19 protein-coding genes are annotated in these 18,473 nt (G+C 63.1%); 5 read left to right on the top strand and 14 right to left on the bottom strand.

The features are described 5' to 3' along the window. Positions 1-23: 23 nt before the first annotated feature. A complete protein-coding gene (locus AC6H4Z_RS03870; RefSeq protein WP_497545425.1) occupies positions 24-233 on the top strand; it encodes a heavy-metal-associated domain-containing protein in 210 nt (69 codons plus the stop codon). A gap of 5 nt (positions 234-238) precedes the next feature. Continuing rightward, positions 239-1,171, top strand: coding sequence for a BtuF-related (seleno)protein (locus AC6H4Z_RS03865; RefSeq protein WP_497545424.1), 933 nt, complete (start codon positions 239-241; stop codon positions 1,169-1,171). 220 nt (positions 1,172-1,391) lie between these two features. Here the strand turns inward: AC6H4Z_RS03865 and AC6H4Z_RS03860 are convergent, their stop codons facing one another. The 5 genes from AC6H4Z_RS03860 to AC6H4Z_RS03840 all read right to left on the bottom strand — a co-directional run bounded on the left by AC6H4Z_RS03860 (position 1,392) and on the right by AC6H4Z_RS03840 (position 7,827). After that, positions 1,392-3,314 carry an acyl-CoA dehydrogenase family protein gene (locus tag AC6H4Z_RS03860; RefSeq protein ID WP_497545423.1) on the bottom strand — a complete coding sequence of 641 codons (1,923 nt, stop codon included), beginning with the start codon at positions 3,312-3,314 and terminating at the stop codon, positions 1,392-1,394. Positions 3,315-3,583: 269 nt separating this feature from the next. After that, complete coding sequence (locus tag AC6H4Z_RS03855) at positions 3,584-4,345, bottom strand: SURF1 family protein (RefSeq protein WP_497545422.1); 762 nt, start codon at positions 4,343-4,345, stop codon at positions 3,584-3,586. After that, positions 4,342-5,823 (bottom strand): DUF8832 domain-containing protein, encoded by a 1,482-nt coding sequence (locus AC6H4Z_RS03850; protein WP_497545421.1) that lies wholly within the window; start codon positions 5,821-5,823, stop codon positions 4,342-4,344. Before AC6H4Z_RS03850 ends, AC6H4Z_RS03855 begins: the two co-directional genes overlap by 4 nt. Then, entirely contained in the window at positions 5,820-7,004 is a 1,185-nt protein-coding gene (locus AC6H4Z_RS03845) for a hypothetical protein (RefSeq protein ID WP_497545420.1), read from the bottom strand. The genes AC6H4Z_RS03850 and AC6H4Z_RS03845 overlap by 4 nt, the downstream gene beginning before the upstream one ends. Before the next feature lie 13 nt (positions 7,005-7,017). After that, a complete protein-coding gene (locus AC6H4Z_RS03840; RefSeq protein ID WP_497545419.1) occupies positions 7,018-7,827 on the bottom strand; it encodes a DUF72 domain-containing protein in 810 nt (269 codons plus the stop codon). A 100-nt stretch (positions 7,828-7,927) separates the two neighbouring features. Here AC6H4Z_RS03840 and AC6H4Z_RS03835 point away from each other — a divergent pair, with 100 nt between their 5' ends. Beyond that, complete coding sequence (locus AC6H4Z_RS03835; RefSeq protein WP_497545418.1) at positions 7,928-8,524, top strand: hypothetical protein; 597 nt, start codon at positions 7,928-7,930, stop codon at positions 8,522-8,524. Positions 8,525-8,533: 9 nt separating this feature from the next. Here the strand turns inward: AC6H4Z_RS03835 and AC6H4Z_RS03830 are convergent, their stop codons facing one another. The 5 genes from AC6H4Z_RS03830 to AC6H4Z_RS03810 all read right to left on the bottom strand — a co-directional run bounded on the left by AC6H4Z_RS03830 (position 8,534) and on the right by AC6H4Z_RS03810 (position 13,150). Next, entirely contained in the window at positions 8,534-10,027 is a 1,494-nt protein-coding gene (locus AC6H4Z_RS03830) for a hypothetical protein (protein WP_497545417.1), read from the bottom strand. Continuing rightward, positions 10,024-10,722, bottom strand: a complete 699-nt coding sequence (locus AC6H4Z_RS03825; protein WP_497545416.1) for an ABC transporter ATP-binding protein — start codon at positions 10,720-10,722, stop codon at positions 10,024-10,026. Before AC6H4Z_RS03825 ends, AC6H4Z_RS03830 begins: the two co-directional genes overlap by 4 nt. Continuing rightward, positions 10,719-11,906: an ABC transporter permease gene (locus AC6H4Z_RS03820; RefSeq protein WP_497545415.1), complete on the bottom strand. Its 1,188-nt coding sequence runs from the start codon at positions 11,904-11,906 to the stop codon at positions 10,719-10,721. The genes AC6H4Z_RS03825 and AC6H4Z_RS03820 overlap by 4 nt, the downstream gene beginning before the upstream one ends. A gap of 100 nt (positions 11,907-12,006) precedes the next feature. Next, positions 12,007-12,780 (bottom strand): ABC transporter permease, encoded by a 774-nt coding sequence (locus AC6H4Z_RS03815; RefSeq protein WP_497545414.1) that lies wholly within the window; start codon positions 12,778-12,780, stop codon positions 12,007-12,009. A 10-nt stretch (positions 12,781-12,790) separates the two neighbouring features. After that, positions 12,791-13,150, bottom strand: a complete 360-nt coding sequence (locus AC6H4Z_RS03810; protein ID WP_497545413.1) for a phage holin family protein — start codon at positions 13,148-13,150, stop codon at positions 12,791-12,793. A gap of 141 nt (positions 13,151-13,291) precedes the next feature. Between AC6H4Z_RS03810 and AC6H4Z_RS03805 the strand changes: the two genes are divergently transcribed. Then, positions 13,292-14,911, top strand: a complete 1,620-nt coding sequence (locus tag AC6H4Z_RS03805; RefSeq protein ID WP_497545412.1) for a diguanylate cyclase domain-containing protein — start codon at positions 13,292-13,294, stop codon at positions 14,909-14,911. On the opposite strand, the gene AC6H4Z_RS03800 is transcribed toward AC6H4Z_RS03805, so the two are convergent. From AC6H4Z_RS03800 to AC6H4Z_RS03785, 4 genes are all read right to left on the bottom strand, one after another. Further along, positions 14,905-15,582 carry a metal-dependent transcriptional regulator gene (locus tag AC6H4Z_RS03800; protein WP_497545411.1) on the bottom strand — a complete coding sequence of 226 codons (678 nt, stop codon included), beginning with the start codon at positions 15,580-15,582 and terminating at the stop codon, positions 14,905-14,907. The two genes, AC6H4Z_RS03805 and AC6H4Z_RS03800, sit on opposite strands and share 7 nt — an antisense overlap. Then, positions 15,579-16,043 carry a universal stress protein gene (locus AC6H4Z_RS03795; RefSeq protein WP_497545410.1) on the bottom strand — a complete coding sequence of 155 codons (465 nt, stop codon included), beginning with the start codon at positions 16,041-16,043 and terminating at the stop codon, positions 15,579-15,581. Before AC6H4Z_RS03795 ends, AC6H4Z_RS03800 begins: the two co-directional genes overlap by 4 nt. Next, entirely contained in the window at positions 16,043-17,401 is a 1,359-nt protein-coding gene (locus AC6H4Z_RS03790; RefSeq protein ID WP_497545409.1) for an Nramp family divalent metal transporter, read from the bottom strand. The genes AC6H4Z_RS03795 and AC6H4Z_RS03790 overlap by 1 nt, the downstream gene beginning before the upstream one ends. 81 nt (positions 17,402-17,482) lie before the next feature. After that, a complete protein-coding gene (locus AC6H4Z_RS03785; RefSeq protein WP_497545408.1) occupies positions 17,483-17,968 on the bottom strand; it encodes a MarR family winged helix-turn-helix transcriptional regulator in 486 nt (161 codons plus the stop codon). Positions 17,969-18,092: 124 nt separating this feature from the next. Between AC6H4Z_RS03785 and AC6H4Z_RS03780 the strand changes: the two genes are divergently transcribed. Then, positions 18,093-18,470: a VOC family protein gene (locus tag AC6H4Z_RS03780; protein WP_497545407.1), complete on the top strand. Its 378-nt coding sequence runs from the start codon at positions 18,093-18,095 to the stop codon at positions 18,468-18,470. Positions 18,471-18,473 lie beyond the last annotated feature (3 nt).

Raw genomic sequence — 18,473 nt, 5'->3', positions numbered from 1 at the left:
CGGAACCCCCAACCGAAATGGCGATGGAGCACCTTTCTCTGACGATTGAAGGCATGACCTGCGAGCACTGCCTGCGCGCGGTCCGTGGACGCTTGGAGCACACCCCCGGCGTGAAGGTCAGCGACGTTGGCATTGGTACGGCAACGCTCGACTTCGACCCGAACCAGACGAGCGTCGACGAAATCGAAGAAGCCATCGCCGACGAGGGCTACACGGCGTTCGTGACGGAGTAGCGCGCGTGACGCACGTCCCGTCGCGGCGCATCGTTTCCTTCCTACCCGCCGCGACGGAAATGGCCTGCGCCCTCGGCCTCGAGGCGCAGCTCGTTGCAGTCTCGCACGAGTGCGACTTTCCTGCTGTCGCCCGCACCAAGCCCGCCGTCGTCCGCCCCGCGCTCGAGCTCGCGGCGCTCACACCGAGTGACATCGACGTCGCTGTCAGCAGTCACCTGCACGCCAGCGAAAGCCTCTACGCCGTCGACGAAGCCCTTCTCCGTTCGCTCGATCCGGACTTGATCCTCACGCAGGATCTCTGTCAGGTGTGCGCACCGTCGGGCAACGACGTGACACGCCTGCTCGGATCGCTCGCTCGGTCTCCAGAGGTCATGTACTTCGCGCCGCGTGTGCTAGCCGACGTCTGGCGCGATTTACGCACGCTCGGGGACGCGAGCGGTTCACGCGACATCGCGGACGCCATCGTCGCCGACGCAGAGCGACGTATCAACGCCGTGGCGCAGTTGGTCGCGCAAACGACTCGCCGTCCACGGGTGTTCTTTGCCGAGTGGGTCGATCCGATCTACTGCGCAGGACACTGGGTTCCGGAGATGATCGCGCTCGCTGGCGGCGTCGATCCGCTCGCACGTCCGGCCGGCGAATCGGTGCGCGTATCGTGGGACGACGTCATCGCCGCAGCGCCAGAGACGATCGTCGTTGCGCCCTGCGGCTTCGGCGTCGCCGATGCGCTGAAGCAGCTTCCACTCCTGTCACAGCGCGAGGGGTGGTCGGAGCTCCCGGCGGTGAAGAACGGCCAGGTCTTCGTTGTCGACGCGAATGCCTACTTCGCGCGTCCAGGACCGCGACTCGTCGATGGCGTAGAGCTCCTCGCGCACTTACTGCACCCGAACCTCGTAGCGTGGAGCGGCGAGTCCGACGCGTTTCAGCGCGTCGGCTGAGCGGCCGGCGCCTCGCGCCTTACATGCTTCGAACGTACGGCTAACCATCGGGGCATAGTTCGAAGACTCTCAAGACAAGCGAAACGGATTAGACGAATTCAGCGAATTTGACGGAACAGCGCCGTATCCGATCAATCCGTCAAATCCGCCCAATCCGCGTCACCCAAACAAAGGCATCGTGGCTTCGCGCGCGGCATCCCCCACTGACGTGTCGCAAGGCTCAACGGGTATTCGCCGCGACCTCGCGGCCGTGCGCTACCGCCGCCGGCACAGCATCCGGCGCCTCGGCCTCGACCATGTCGATGATGCCCGTCTCGAGCCACGCATGCTCGCCGCGCATCACCGCCTGAGCGACGCGATACATCTCGCCGTCGTACCGACCATAGAAATCTGCGAACAGATGGTCGATGCGCACCTGCGCCGCGCGGCAGAACAGATCGGCCAACGTCGACGCCTCGGCGTTTCCCTGCTTCGCGAGCATTCTCGCACGAACACACGCCGCCGCCATCGCGAATAGCTCAGCGCCGATGTCTACAGCGCGGAAGAGCACCAACTGACGACGCTCGAGCTTCGGCCCGAGACGGACCATCGCATGAAAGATCGCGCGACCGAGCTTTCTCGTATGCCGCTCGGCGTAGCGCATATGGCCGGCGAGCTTCCCGAATTCCGCATACGAACCGGGCACCTGGCCCTTACCCAGCCAGCGCGCCGGGTACCACCTCGGATAGAACTTCATCACTCGGCCGAACGCCGCCGCCTTCTCGCCTTTTGAAGATTCCTTATCGACGAGCGCGAACGCCGTTTTGAAGTGATGGTCCACCGCCTCACGGGCGATGAATAACCGCATGATCTCGGACGAGCCTTCGAAGATCAGGTTGATGCGCGAATCGCGCATCGCACGCTCGATTGGAATCGGACGCTCTCCGCGTGCGCGAAGCGAGTCTGCCGTTTCGTAGCCACGGCCGCCGCGAATCTGCAGCGCGTCGTCGACGATGTGCCAACCGTGCTCGGTGTTGTACATCTTCGCGATCGCAGCTTCGAGTCTGATATCGTAGTGACCGTGTTCGGCCAATCCGACGGTCAGCCCAGCGATCGATTCCATGGCAAAGGTGTTCGCTGCCATCATCGCGACCTTCTCAGCGACTGCCTCGTGCTTGCCAATCGGCGCGCCCCACTGCACGCGCTCCGCCGCCCACGTGCGCGACGCCTGCAGCAGTGCTTTGCTGCCACCTGCGGCACTCGCGGGAAGCGTGAGCCGACCCGTATTGAGCGTAATCAGCGCGAGCTTGAGGCCTTTTCCCTCGCCCCAGAGAATGTTTTCGCGCGGCACCTTCACGTTGGTGAAGCGAATCACGCCATTCTCGATGGCCTTCAGGCCCATGAAGCGGCAGCGGTGCACGACTTCCACGCCGGGCCACGACGCTTCCACGATGAACGCCGTGATCTGCTTTCGCTGCTTGCCATTCACCACTGCGTCGGGCGTCCGCGCCATCACGACAAAGAGGTCAGCACGCGTGCCGTTCGTGCACCACAGTTTTTCGCCCGACAGAATGAAGTGCTTTCCATCCGGCGTTGGCTCCGCGTGCGCGTGCATGTTCGCCGGATCAGAGCCCGCGTCGACTTCGGTGAGCGCGAACGCGCTGATCGCTCCTTTCGCCAGTCTGGGGAAGAAGCGCTGCTTCTGCTCGTCGGTGCCGAACAGCTTTAACGGCTGTGGCAATCCAATCGACTGGTGCGCCGACAACAACGCCGTGAGCGATCCGTCTTTCGACGTTACCAGCGCCATGGCCTTCACATAACTCGTATATGAAAGTCCAAGTCCGCCGTATTCCGTCGGAATCTTGATTCCGAACGCACCCATGTCGCGCAGCTCTTGGACGTACGCCTCAGGAATGTCGCCCGTGCGATCGATCATGTCCGAATCGACGCGATGCAAGAACTCTGTGAGGCGATCGAAGAACGGTTTTGCGCGCGCCGTTTCCGCAGGATCCTCCGCTGGATGCGGATGAATCAAATCGAGTCGAAAGCGTCCGAGGAATAATTCGCGAACGAAGCTCGGACCCGACCACTCGCTCTCACGTGCCGCTTCTGCAACGTCACGCGCCTCTTTCTCGGAGGCGAGACCAGCCGCGCGCTGTGACATGGATTACTCACTGTAAGGCGGACTCGGCGCCAAGTTAGAGGCCGGCGATGTGGCCGTCTCGAGCACCTTGGCTCCTACCTCTAAACTTATGCAGCCTCCGCGCCGAAAGACTTCCGACTCCAACGCCGGCCGCGTCGATCGCCTGGCTGATTGGCTGTTGACCTACTGCCCGCTGTCGACGCTCACCCTGCTGACGGCACTCGTCGCAGGGTCGCCCAGCGGCCTCCCCTGGCCAGTCTTCGCGGCCGTGGCGGTCGGCGACGTCGGGATCAACCTCGTCCGTTGGCGCCGTCGGTCGAAGCGCGACGCAGCGGAACATCGCCACGCGCTCGGTCGGAGCGCGCCTGCCTGACCACGAAGCCTGCTCCGACGAGGGCGACCGCCGCAAACCCAAACCACTGGATCGCGTAGTTCATGTGCGGGCCCTCGTCGAGAGCGGGTGTGGTGAGCCGAGCAATGCGCGTCGCGGTGTTGCTCGTGTCGCCGGCGTCCAACGCGATGACGTAGAACGGAAGCACCGGATACGGCAGCGCCTTTGATACCACGGCGTACGACAGCCGGGCAATGATGTCCGGACGATTCGCGTATGTCGATCCCGGTGTCGACGGAAGTTCTTCTGCGTAACCCGTGAATGTCGAATCGCGATCGCGCCAACGCGTGAGATCGATCGTGCTGCCATCGGGAGAATACACCCAACCACGATTCACGAGTACGGCGGTGTCGCTGTTCGCCAGCCGAACCGGCGTCAGCAGATTGACGCCAGGCGACCCAGCTCGCGTGCGCACGGCATAGATCAGTTCATGCGCGTAGTCTGGCGTTCCTGTCACTCGCACACGGCGAAAGCGAGCGACGGTCGTGTCGCGCGGAAGCGCTCGCGGATCGACGGCGGCAGAGTCGAGGCGCGATGTGATCAACGCGTTGCGCGCGCGCCGTTCCTGACGACGATGCAACTGCCAGAACCCCAATCGAACACACACCGCGGCCGCGACGATCGCCATCGCGACGAACAACCGAATTCGCAGACTACTCAACGAACGTCCACGTCGAACGTGCCTGTCAGCACGCGATGATTTGGTTTGGCCTGTACCCAGATCCTGTAGCGGCCTGGTTTAGGAAATTCATATGGAAACACCAACTCTCCAGACATCGGCATGTCGCCCATCTCGTTCGGCTTGAGTTCATCGGTGCGCAGCCGACCCCGCGCCGTGGTGTCGCCTCGGTCGCGAAGTGCGAAAACCTGCTGCGCGGTCATCGAGACAGTGCCCATCGGATGTAGATGGATGAACACCGTGCCGTCGTGACGAACGACGACCGCATGACCCGCCATTCCAAGATAGGGGTGAACGGGGGCAATCGCGCCTGCTGAATCGCGCAGTACGAACCGAAGGTCCGTTGGTTCGCCAGCCTTGATCGGCGCATCGGCACCGGCCCAGGTCATTGAATACCCGTCCGACATCACGCGCGCTGCACCCGGCGCGATTGGCGTGACCATGGTCGTCCGATCCCACGTGTCGTCGCTGTCGGACGGCGTGACGCTGCCCGGTGCAGGCGGAATCTCCACGCGCGTCGTGACCGTGAGGCTCAACCCGTTCTCGAGCATGATGTCGCCGAACAGTAGATACCGTCCCGTCGGAACCGACGGCACCTCGGTCGTGAACACGAGTGAATCGGTCTGCGTCGGATGCAGGTGTGCGAGCGTTTGCGTTCCGCTGGAGCTCACGAGAAAGAGATGCATCATCTTCCCGTGATCAGGCGCGACCGGCGCATAGATCGCATGAAAGCTCGCGGTGTCTCGCACCTTGAGACGCAACGTGCGATGCGTCGCGTCGACGGTGAACGTCGCTTCCGCTTTCGGAGATCCGTACATGTGCGCCCGATAGGCCGAGTCTTCCGCACTCCACCATTTCGCGCCGCCGAACAGTGCCAGCGCGAGAATCGCGGCGGCCACGCCAGTGACGACGTTTGCGCGCCGACGCCTCGGCGGATCGATCGCTTCACCCGGCGCCACGAGACTCTCACCCGCTCCGGCGCGAACGAGCGTCAAGAATCCGGCAACCAGTACGACCGCTAGCGCAACGAGAATCGCGCTCAGTCCGCGCGGTAGCGGAAGACGTCCCGTCGCAAACGAGCCAACAGGAACGATCGCCGTCCCCGAACCGCGAGGTCCCTCCACGGTGACGTACACGCTGTATGCGCCGTACGCCATCAACCACAACCGCCCGGAATACACCTGTGTCTCGCCAGGAACTCGCGTCAGCGCATCGCCGGTTGGCGCTCCACGAACTCCAGCGCGCCAGAACACTGGCCGAATCGATACACGCTCCGCGTCCGACGCGTTCAGACGAACGATCACCTCGGCCAAACCTGGGACGACTTCGGGCGGCCGCACGATGACGCGCACCGGATACGGTCCGGCATTGCCATCGAACAACACATTGGGGCTTCCGATGTGCGCCGCCGTCAGTACTAGCAACGACGCGGCGAAAGCGAGTCCAGCTACTCGCTTCATCGACGAACCTTCTGCATCCACTCACCGCGCAATAGACCAACGGCACTCGTTGCGGTCGCGACGATCGCTGCGATTGCCAGGTGAAGTGCGATCGGCCAATCGCCAGAGGGCGGGAACCGACGCGTGCCGGCTTCGTACACTGGACTCATCCAGTACACGAAGTTCTCGGCGTTGAATAGCGGACCGCGCGCCAAGGGGCTGTGAACGAGGAACGACGCGAACGGCCATTGCACCGCGACAAACGTCGCTACGAACACCGGGCCGATGATCGCAGCCAACGCGAGCGTCCCGAGTTTGCCGTCGAATCTGTGCATGATCAGATCGATGCAGACTGCAGGCACGATGATCAGCAATGGAAAGGACAGTGTCACCATGTGCGTGACGTGCTGATAGATCGGTCCGAGCTTCGGCGTAGCTGGGAAGAGTTGTAGGAACCACATCAGCCCGAGCATCAGCGCAGTGAACCACGCGGCCGCCGACGTCGCCGCCCAACGCAGCTTGATTGCGCGAGCGAGCGTCGAGAGGGCGAGTGGAAAAGCAAGCGCGGTAACGTAGTAGAACGTCGGACCGTGCATCGACTGCCGTTCGCTGAACTCCGTGAGGAAGAGCGCGAAGTTCATGGTCAGCATACCGCCCGTCGCCGCGAGCAACCACGCGAATCGGCCGCGCGATGCTTCATCAGCTCGATTCTGCTCGGCGAGGGTCAGCAATAGTGCGCCGACGACGATCGAGAAGATGCCGATCGCCAACAGTGCGTGCGGCGGACTGATGATGCGCACGTCGAGTCCGTAGGCGTTGTGCCACCAGTTGTCGAAGGGCGCTGACGTCAGCATCGCGCCGCAGCCCCAGATGCACGTCCACGCACCGAGCGGAGCACGGAAACCCCAAAAGCTCACCGTCGCCGCGCGCTCAGCCTCCGTTCCCCAGAACGTGGTGCGCAGTGCGACGTACCCCGAACTGATTCCGGCGATGAGGCCGCCGGCCTGAATCAGCAAATGCGCCGGCGTCCAAAACGAGTCGCGCCCGATCGACATGTGCCAGGAAATATCCCAGTACACACCGACCATCACGAATACTGCCGCAAGCACAGCCGTATAGGCGTGCCATGCCGACGTCGTCACCGCAGCCGACGTCCGGGCAGTCGTGGCGAATCCTGCTCGCGGTTCGATCGCGATAGCCATGGATCTTACTCTGTTAGAAAAGGCTCATCTGTTCGCCGAGCTGTTCTGGCTCGACGACACTCTGGCGGAGCAGGCGCTGCAACACGCGGACCGACGCGGGCGAGTGACCGGAGAAGTGGTTGTTGACGTACACGTACGCCTCGCGTCCTGAGTCCGCATACGGGCCAACGATGTTCGCCCAGGCTTCCGTCTCTCGCGTTCGGTCGAGCTGCACACGCGAATAGTCGACAATGCTCTGATCCACGCCCATCAGCCGGACGTAGATGAAGTCGGCAGTCGGTCGCGTGGCCAACTGCATCATCTGCCGCCGCGGAATCCAACGCCCCTCGCTCAGCGTGAGCGCAACGTTGTGCTCGGCCAAGAGGGCGAGCACGCCATCGTGAATCCAGCCGCGCTGTCGAAACTCGATCGCGAAGCGGATGTCGCGCGGAAGCTTTGGAAGAAACTGTGCTACCGCTGGCAGCTCAGTCGGACCAAAGTCAGGACCGAGCTGGATGAGAATTGGGCCGAGTTTGCCGCCGAGTTCGCGTGCACGATCGAAGAATTCCGCGGCGAGGTCGTCCACGTTTCGCAGGCGACGCTCATGCGTGATCTCCTGCGGCAGCTTGAGCGAAAACATAAAATCGTCGGGCGTTCTGCGCGCCCAGCCGCGTACCGTTTTCGAGACCGGACTCGCGTAGAACGTGGAATCGACCTCCACCGTATCGAAGGCGCGCGCGTAAATCGTGAGGAAATCCGCCGGACGTGTGTCGTCCGGATAGAACGGACCGACCCACGCGTCGTAGTTCCACCCCTGCGTTCCGATTCGGATCTTCGCGGCCATACCATGGAATCGGTACGGGTGAGAGTTGATCGTCAAGTCTCTCTCGCCAGGCGGTCTCGTTCTTGCGCGAAATCGCCCCGCCACCTACCCGAGAATGCAGATGAGCGACCGAGACCCGCGCGACAACGACTCCATCGACGGCAAGCTCGAACGCGCCAAGGATCGGGCACTTGGCGCCCACCATTCCAATCCGACCTTCGGCGACGAATTGGGCGAGGCCACCGGCAGTATCTCCGGCGTACTCGTCGGAGCAGGAATCGGCTCGGCCGCCGGACCGATCGGCACGCTAATCGGAGGAATCGCCGGCGCACTTGGCGGATGGTGGGCCGGACGCGCAGTGGCCGAGGCCGCGAGCTCGCTAACGGAGGAAGACGAAGAGTATTTCCGTACGCACTATGATCAGCATCCCGATCGCCTCGCCGATCGCGACTACGGCGACGTGCGCGGCGCCTACTACCTCGGCCAAATCGCTAGCCACAATCCCAACTTCCGCGCGCGACAGTTCGAGGAGGTTGAACCGCAGCTCGAGGACGGTTGGGCGTCATATGCAGATCAGTACGGCAATTGGACCACCGTTCGCCCCTTTGCGCGCGAAGGCTTTGCGCGCGGACAGTCAAAGCTCGACGACGCCGCCAAACGCGCCAACGCAGAGCATCACGGCCGCACTCGCGGAGAGCGGGGAGACGATAGGCCGTAGCGGACAGGCCTATCGGTAGGTCTCGAAAAACCCCGACCCTTCGCCGCGGATTGGCTGGCCTCGAACACGGCCGCTAATTCGCATCACACCCTTCATCTGCACGAAGTAGGGGCGCGCGAGCTGGCGTGAACTCAGCCCGTCACCACGTTCGACGCCCGGAGTTCGCGTGTCCGTCGCCGTGGCATCCTCGATCGTCAGCGCGATTCGCAGCGTGTCATTGCCGCGCACATCGACCATCTCGCCGCTCCCTGGGACGCGGATGGTCCCCCCGGCGACGCGCACCTCGCGAGAATCCTCATAGCGAATCTCTCTCGGACGAAATAGGCCGAGGAAGCCGAGCGAATCGACGACATAGACGAACAGCGGCTGAGAGGCGACGGAACTGTCAGCCGGCTGAACTCGCCCGTAGAGCAACGTGTAGCTGCCAGCGCGAGCGGCACCCCACTCCCATGTTACGCCTCGCCACACGCCCCAGTTGTGATCGTGATACGACTGTGCGCCTTCGTATTGCTCGCACAATCCGTTCACGCAGATCGATCCGGTGGCGTCAGCTCGTAGGCCGGGCACGACGTACCCAGACACTGTTTCGCCACTCGACAGCGCCGCACCAGGAAAATACGCGCGCGGTGCCGGCGACACGACGAGATTCACGTCGACAACTCCCGCGCCTCGCTCCTCGGCCGCCTTTGCGCGCACGGCATATCGCCCGTCGGAAAGCAGCGAAACGCTCGAACTACCAACTTTCAGATCCGCGACGGACGTCGACAGATGCACAGCGCTGGATGGAACGGTCGCGACGAATCGGCGCGTCGGTCCGCCTTGAGTGTGCAACGTGACGAGAACCTGGCCGCCCCACGTGCCGTCGGGAACTTCACCCGCGACGATCAGCGAGATGAACGCCCACTTCATGCGATCGGGCGAGAGCACGTTGAAGTAGTGCCACTCCGCCCACGTTGGATCCTTGCGCGCAATCGCCGGCGGGAGATGGAAATGGTCGATCGAATTGCGGAGCTCGTTCGGCTGAGGATCGACCCATGCTCGATCAGGCCCATCATCGCGCCAATCGCCGCTCGCGAGCGGCGGCATCGCTCCCACGGCAGTCGTCGCCGACGGAATCTCGCCGCTCGCCATCACCGGCCATTCTCGTCCGCTCATCGTTCGCGCGTACAACAGCTTTCCCTCGATCTGCGGAGCAACCGCCTGCACGAACGGCGCAAGCCTCGGCGCGGCAAGCAACTGCTGGTACACGAACCGCGCATGGTCGATCGAGAAAAACATTCCGCCGAGCCCGCCCGTTTTGAGAACCTCGACGTCGATGCCTTCTGGCAGAACCGTCACAGCGCCGCCGCCAACGAGCTTCTCGTCTCTCGCCTGTGTCAGTAGCGCTTCGCCGATCGACAGAAGCACGATCATCACCGACACGCCCAGACTGTAGCCGAAGAGCAGAAACGCCGAGCGCCACGGACGCAGAACGATGTTTCGAAATGCCAACCGGGTGATCACGGCCCGTCCTGTCGTCGATCGTCGACCACGACGCCGTCGCGCATGTGTACGACGCGACGCGCGGCTCGCGCCAGATGCTCGTCGTGCGTCACGACGATGATCGTCGTTCCATCACGATTCACTTGTGCAAGGAGATCGATCATCTCCGTGCCAGTTTTTGCGTCGAGCTCGCCGGTCGGCTCGTCGGCAAGGAGAATGTCCGGGTCATTCGCCAACGCGCGCGCAATCGCCACACGCTGCTGTTCGCCGCCCGACAACTGAGCCGGCCGGTGTGTACGACGTTCTCCCAGCCCGACGTACGCCAATAGGTCGCGCGCCCGCTTCAATCGCCGATCAGTTGGCAGTTTTGCCTCAGCCATCGGCAGTTCGACGTTTTCCACCGCCGAGAGCGCCGGCATGAGGTAGAAACGCTGAAAGACGAAGCCGATGTGCTCGAGTCGAAAGCGTGTCGCCTTCGAGTCGCTCATCTCGTCGACGCGCGCACCGTCGATCGTCACCGTTCCTGCATTCGGACGATCAATGCCGCCAATCAGATTGAGCAGCGTCGACTTTCCGCACCCCGACGGGCCGACGATGGCGACGTAGTCACCGCGCGCGATGTCGAGCGTCACGCCGCGCACAGCGCGCACGAGCTCGTCGCCCATGTGATACTCGCGGCGCAGATCGCGGAGCTCGACCACCGGACGTTCGCTCATCCGACTGCCTCTTCGCGTAACGTCGTGGCGATCGGACGCGACGCTCCACGCCAGGACGGATAAATGCCGGCGAGAATTCCCGCGCCGACGAGCATGCCGAGTGCAGCCCACGCATCGCGCGGCTCGAACTTGAAGAAATCGATCGCCGCAGGAAGCCCCGGGAATGAAGCCAGGATTGAGTTCAGATATCGAGCCGTGACGAGGCCAAGTGCGAGACCAACGAGCGCACCAACGATCATGATCGCCGTTCCCTCGAGCACGATCTGCTGCACGATTCGCCAGCGCGCCACGCCGATGGCTCGCATCACGACGATCTCGCCGAGGCGTTCGTTCACTGACACCGTGACGAGTGTTGCGACGAGCAGAAAACCCACGGTGAGACTCACTGCGCCGAGGATGAGCGCGAGCTGTCGGAAATAGCTCAACCGCTCGTCGACTTGGCGCATTGCCGTTTCGGTCGAAATCGCCGACACGCGCGGCACATCGCGCTCGATTCTGTGCAGCAAAGAGTCGACGTTTGCGCCCTGCCGCGCGCGTACCATGAAGAACGACGCGCGGTCAGTAGCGGCGACACCTTGCATTGATTGCAGGGTCTGCAGCGGCAGCGCGACCGCGCGCTGCTCAGCGGGCATGTACAGGAAATGCGCGCGACCAACGACTGTCAGCGTTCGACGGCCCGAGTATGCGCGCAACTGAGGATCGTATCCGGCGGCCGCCGACAGCGTATCGCCAATCTTTACACCTGTCGCGCGCAGAAAGTCGTCGCTCGCAACGAGCTCGTTGGCTCCCGTAGGAGAGCGACCTTCGAGCACTTCGTAGTCGCCCTGTGCTACCGCGTCGCCGCCTAGCGCCGTCGCCGTGCTCGCCCGCTCACCAATTGCGACGTGAAGCTGCCCGCCAAGCACAGGGCTCACGGTTTGAACATCGCGCATCGCCGAAAGTGTGCGAGAAATCGCGGTCACGTCGGCGATCGTCGCGTCCGTGTCGAACGGAAGCGTGCCCTTTGGCGCCAACCGAAGCTGAAAACCGCGAGACAACAGGAGCTCACGGAATGACGCGCGCATTCCGCTCGACAGCATCACCATGTCGAGCAGCATTGCCGCAGACACGGCGACGCCAAGAATCGCCAGGAGGGTTCGGCTGCGATGCCGCGTTAGGGTCGCCCATGCGAGTCGGAAGAGCATCAGGAGGCTCGCGACGCCGGCACGCGCTCCTCATGTCGGCCACTCAACAGTTCGAGCGGTGGAACGCGCACGAGTCGCTGCGCCGCCGCAAACCCGGCGATCAACCCGAGTACGAGCGACAGCACCACCGCGAACGCGACAATCCCCGGAGTGACGAGCGCAAACGCGAGCGGCGTGCGATACACACCTCGGTAGTGCCAGTTGATGATCTGCGCCGACGCCCAGCGCCCATCGCCACGCCAAGTCCGCTCCCGAGGACTGCGACCGCCGCCGCTTCAACCATCACGGATCGAACGATCGATCCCGCGGAAATCCCCATCAAACGCAACGCAGCGACATCCCGCCTGCGTTCGTCGACCTTGAGCAGCATGATGCACAGAAGAAACACGGCGCTAGCGATAATCGTGATCACGCCGATCGCTCGGTGAAATCGGCTGACCACGAGAAACGTGCGCGACGTTTCCACGGCGATGTCGCGCGAGCGATACGCCTGAAAGCCGAACGCAGCGTCGTTGATCCGCGCGATGGCGCTGTCCGCCGAGAGTCCACCGTTCGCCGCAATCGCGAAGCGATCGGTACGATCGCCGTAGTCGATCAGCGATTGCAGTTGATCCAGATGGGTCCGAATGCGGTACTCGGCGCGCGCCACCTCAGACGGATCGGCTCGCCGTCGAACTGTCGCTGCAACCACGACGGTGTCTCCTGGGCCACCCGGGGTGCGCGATAGCACCAGTCGATCGCCGAGTTGCACACGCGCGTCTGCGGCCAGTCGCTCGTCGATCGCCACCGTACGCGGCAAGCGATGAGGCGGACCGCTGTCGATCTGTTGTCCAGCTTGTTGTGTTAGAGCCGCGATCAGAAGCGCAGCGAGCATGCGCCCAAAGTTAATCCGACCCGCGCTTGGCGCTCTCGGCGGCGATCGTGAGGCCGCGTTTCACCAGCCAACCGCCCACCGCCAACTCAACGACGCCAGTCAACAGCGCGCCAATCCACATGTGCCCGGAAGCAACGCGCCCCACAAGCGTTGCCACGAGCAGTGTGAGCATCACGGCCGCCACGACCGCGACACCGAAGGCGATTCCGAGATACATCGCGCCGGTGCCACCGCGCTGCACGCTTTCGTGAAGCTCGAGCTTGGCGAGGCGCACTTCGTTCGCCAAGAGTCGACGGGAATCGTCCTTCAACCGATGAATGAGGTCAGGAATCCCCACATTCGGATCGGTCGGCATCAGTTGTACGGCCATGAGCCTCGCGAGCGTGTTCGCCCAGTCGGCGGCAAGGAGCGTTCCGATCTTTATGTCGGAGTGGTCCGTTTCCTACTATAGAACTGTCGGCATTCAAATCAGCGCGGCGAAGCGGCCTGCTCAGCTCGATCGTATTCAGTCATGACGGCCATGGTGGACGAGTCAATCCGAAGCGCGCTCGAGGCAATCTGGAGTCGCTCGCGCGAGGCTGCTCTTCAAACGTTGAAGACGCTAGACGACGCGATAGCCGCGCTTTCCGCCGGTGCGCTGGGCAGCGACGCGCGCGCCAGCGCGGCACAGAGCGCGAACCAGCTCGCCAGTACCGTCGGTGCGTTTGGATTCTGGAATGCGGCCACACTGGCTCGCGAGGTAGAAGCGCTGCTCGAGGGCTCCGCTCCGTTCACGACGACGGACGTCACGCGTCTGTCGTCGCTCACCGCCCAACTCCACATGGAGCTCGGCGACGATGCAACGCTCGCGCGCGCAGTGCGAGCCGCATCGCGAACGCCGACCGCACGCGTACTCGTGATCAGCAGCGACGGCGACTTTCGCGACCGCATTGCCACCGACTCACACTCGCTCGGCATCGAAATCATTGGCGCCGATACTGCCGCGGCCGCGCGCGACCGCCTGGAAGGCGTCAATGCCGTTCTGCTCGATTTGCCGCTCGAGGGAATCGGTGTGGAGTTCGTGCGCGAACTCAAATCGAGTCGCCCTAGCATTGATGTCATCGTGCTCTCGAAATACGACCGCCTGCACGATCGCATGAATGCCGCGCGACTCGGCGCGCGCAGCTTCTTTCATAAGCCGGTTCGTTCGCAACAAATCGTCGATCAGTTGCGCGAACTGACACTCGCGTCGGCCCACGAACCGCAAACGATCGTCGTCATTCACGGCGACGCCGAGCAACTGGAGAGCGTCGAACGCGAGCTCGCGCCGATTGGCGGTCGCATTGTGCCCGTCGCCGATCCGCTGTCAACACTGGCGATACTTGCCGAGACGTCGCCCGACATGCTGATACTCGACGCCGAGATGCCACAGCTCGATTCGTTCGAGTTATGCCAGGTCCTCCGCAACGACCCGCGCTGGGCCGCGGTCCCCGTGCTGCTGCTGACGTCGAGCACCGACCCGGCAGGCATCCACCGCATGTTCGAGTGCGGTGCCGACGACGTCATCGCCAAGTCCACGCTTCGGCCCGAACTCGTCGGACGTGTTCGCAATCGGCTGGAGCGAACACGCATGCTGCGCCTCGCGGCCAATGTCGACAGCTTGACTGGCGTTGCCACTCGACGCCGTGGCGCGCAAACCCTCGAACGGTTCTTCAAGCTCGCGAGCCGCCAGCGTCAACCCATTTCCGTTGCCGTTGTCGACCTCGATCAATTCAAGGACGTCAACGACCGGTACGGTCATCCTGTTGGCGACATCGTGTTACGCCGCGTCGCGACGATTCTCTCTGGCTGCTTTCGCGGCGAAGATATCGTTGCGCGATGGGGCGGTGAGGAATTCGTGATCGGCATGTACGCCATCTCATGCGCGGCCGCCACGCGACGCCTCGAACAGGCGCTGGTCAAATTGCGCAACGAGACTTTCGAGACGAGCCGCGGAAAGTTCGCGGTAACCTTTAGCGCTGGTCTCGCCGAATTTCCACGCGACGGCGAAGATTGGACGACCGTCTTCCGCGTCGCGGACGAAGCGCTCGCGCGCGCCAAGGCAGAGGGCCGAGGCCGAGTCGTGCATGCCGACTCGACCGACTGTCAGTGAGTCGACGCGACGAGAATCTGCTTGGCGAGCGCCGGGCCAATCGATCGCGTCGACCGTCCAACGCGTAGCGCAATCGGCCCATCGAACGGTTCGCGCGACACGACTTCAATCCAACGACCCGGCTTGATGCCGAGCGTTTCGAGATAGCGAAGCTGCTCGGCGTCACGATCGCCGACGCGCTGAACACATACGCGCGTACCGACGTCGACTTCGTCGAGCGCGAGCACCGGTGTTTCGTCGAGTGTGCCGTCGCGCGACGGGATCGGCGCTCCGTGCGGATCGGTGGTTGGCTCACCGATCGCGGCGGCCATACGATCGATCAGCTCATCGGAGGCCGCGTGCTCGAGGCGTTCTGCTTCGTCGTGTACACGATCCCACGGATACGACAGGGCCGTCGTGAGATATGCCTCGATGACGCGATGCCGGCGAATCGTACGCAGTGCCGCGCGACGTCCAGCTTTGGTGAGTCGCGCCCCACGATAGCGCTCGTATTCGATCAATCCCTGATCGGCGAGTCGCTTGATCATGCCGCTGACCGACGGCGGCGCGAAGCCCAGCTCCGACGCGATCTCCGTCGTGCCAGCAATGCCGGCCGCACTCTCGAGCTCGAAAATGACCTTTAGATAATCCTCGACCGGTCCGGTGACCGGCGGTACTGCTTTAGCCATCATGACGACGGTTGCGTCTGACTGGAGGATGGAGTCTGGTCGCGCTGTCCGCGTACGAGAAGCACCGGTACGCGTGACATGTGCCGCACTTCATTCGCGACACTGCCGTACAGCATGTCCTTGATGAACTTGTGGCCGTGCGTCGACATCGCGATGAGGTCGCAGCCCTCGCGCGACGCCGCCGCCGAGATTTCCTTGGCTGGATCGCCTGCCGCAAGCAGACACTCGGCCTCGAGTCCCGTCGTCTCGAGCGAGACGCAAGTCTGCTCGAGATATTCGCGATCGAGTTTCATCTCTTCCGACTCGCGCAGGTCGAGCTGATTCAGGTTGCGAGCAGCAAAGCCGTCGGCAACATGAATGAGGACGACCGATGCGCCACAAAACTTCGCCAGCTTCCGCACGTGTTCGATGATCGTCGCGTCGTATGCGGAGTGCTCGATCGGAACCAGGATGCGCCTGTACATCACGTCATCCAACTGTGGAAGGTTTGCACCAACAGCCAGGCGTTGAGCGATGCAATCACGATCGCCACGGTCCACGCGAGCCCCTTTACCGCGGTGGAATTGGCGAATGCACCCATCTTCGCGCGATCAGACGTGAACTTCACCAGAGGGAACACGGCGAACGACAGTTGCAAGCTGAGAATCACCTGACTGAGAATGAGCAGCTGAGCGGTGCCGCTCTCGCCATAGAAAATGGCGACTAGCGCCGCCGGCACAATGGCAATCAAGCGGGTGATCAGTCGCCGTAGCCAGGGTCGAATTCGGATGTTGAGAAACCCTTCCATCACGATCTGGCCGGCCAGCGTGCCGGTAAGCGTCGAGTTCTGTCCCGAAGCAAGCAGCGCGAGGGCGAATGCGGTGCTCGCTCCGGCGCCGAGCAGCGGCGTGAGCAGCTTGTGGGCGTCCTGGATTTCCGCCACTTCCGCGTGCCCCGACGTGTGGAACGTTGCCGCGGCGATGATCAGGATGGCCGCGTTGATGAAGAACGCAAAGGTCAGCGCAATCGTGGAGTCGAGGAACGCAAAGCGAACCGCTTCGCGGCGCCCGGACGGAGTTTCCGCGTATTGGCGCGTCTGCACGATCGACGAGTGCAGATACAGGTTGTGCGGCATGACCGTCGCGCCGAGGATGCCGATTGCGACGTACAACATCTCCTTGTTCGTCACGATTCCGGCCGTCGGAATGAAGCCCTTCGCGATCGCGCCCATGTCGGGGCGAGCGAGAATGATTTCGAACAGGAAGCAGAGTCCAACTGTTGCGATCAACGTGATGACGAGTGCCTCGAGCACGCGTACGCCGCGATTCTGCAGCGAGAGGAGCAACAGCACGTCGAAGCCGGTGATCAGCACGCCGACGGCGATGGGGATGTTGAACAGCAGATTCAGTGCGATTGCCGAACCAATCACCTCGGCGAGATCACAGGCGGCAATCGCGATCTCGCAGAGAATCCACAGCATGATCGCGACGGGGCGCGAATAGTGGTCGCGGCACGCCTGTGCGAGATCACGACCCGTGACGATGCCAAGCTTGGATGCGAGCCCCTGCAGCAGTACAGCCATCAGGTTCGACAGCAGGACGATGCTGAGCAGCGAATACCCGAACTTGGATCCGCCGGCGAGGTCGGTGGCCCAGTTGCCGGGATCCATGTAGCCGACCGCGACGAGATACCCCGGCCCGGCAAAGGCGAGAAGCTTCCTGAAAAAGCTGCCGCCATCGACAGGAATGGTGCGATAGACGTCCTGCAGGCTCGGTGCGACGCGGGAGCGGCGCCAGCCCGATTCTGGCTCGGTCTTCGGATGTTCGTCAGTAATGTCGGGCAAGGCCACGGATTAGTTAATCGGCAAATGTAAGTTAGTCTCTCCTAACTTACGGACCATGGGCGGCCGTAGCAAGGACGGCTGTCAGCCGTGAGGGACAGACGTTGGGCCGCGCACGACTTTTTCGAGCACGGGCAGCGCGCGAGCCAGTGTCGCGCGATCGGCCGCTGACAGCGCTGCCAGTGCCGCCGCGAGTGACGCAACGCGACGCGTGCGCCCCTCCTGTAGTAGGCGCGTCCCCCGCGCCGTCGCTTTCACGCGCGTGACTCGTCGGTCCGCGTCGTCGATCTCTCGCTCGACGAGCCCCGCCTCCTCGAGCGATACCACCAGCTTCGAGATCGTCGGTGGCCGCACCTGTTCGGCGGCAGCCAGCGCGCCAAGGGTTATCGGTCCGCCGAACACTATTACCGAGAGCGCCGAGAGTTGTGGCGCGGGCAAACCAGACGCGTCGTCCTCGCGCCGCAGCCGACGCAACAGATGGATCGCCGACGAGTGAAGGCGGTCGGCAAGCTCGGTGGCATCGCCGGCGCGGGACGCGGGGCGCTTTGCTCTTGCGGATTTTGCGGGCATCTCCGATACTATTACTTAGCCAAGCTAACTATTTCGATCAGATCGTTAGCCGAGCTAACTAAACATCGCCGGCCGACGTCGGGCAAGATCCCGATCCGCTGGCCTCAGCTCGAGGAGGCTCACCATGCTGGATCTCCGCTCGGCCCGTATTGGACAGATCGCCGTCGTCTGCAAGGATGTGGCGCGGGCCACCGCGTTTTATCGCGACACGCTTGGCCTTCCCTTCCTATTCGCGGCCGGACCCACTCTGTCGTTCTTCGACTGCGGCGGCACGCGTCTCATGCTCACCGCAGCCGAACAGCCGGAGCACGATCACCCTGGATCGATCCTCTACTTCTTCATCACCAACATCGAGGGCACGCATCGCGACCTCGGTGCGCGAGGCGTGCCCTTCATCGATGCGCCTCACATGATCGCGCAAATGCCCGATCACCAGCTCTGGCTCACAGCGTTCCGCGACTCCGAGGGCAACACGATGTGCCTGATGGAAGAGAAGCGCTAACGT

The organism is Leucogemmata humicola (assembly GCF_055379415.1).
Note: the sequence above shows the minus strand (reverse complement) of the source record. Positions and strands in the feature narration are given on the sequence as shown.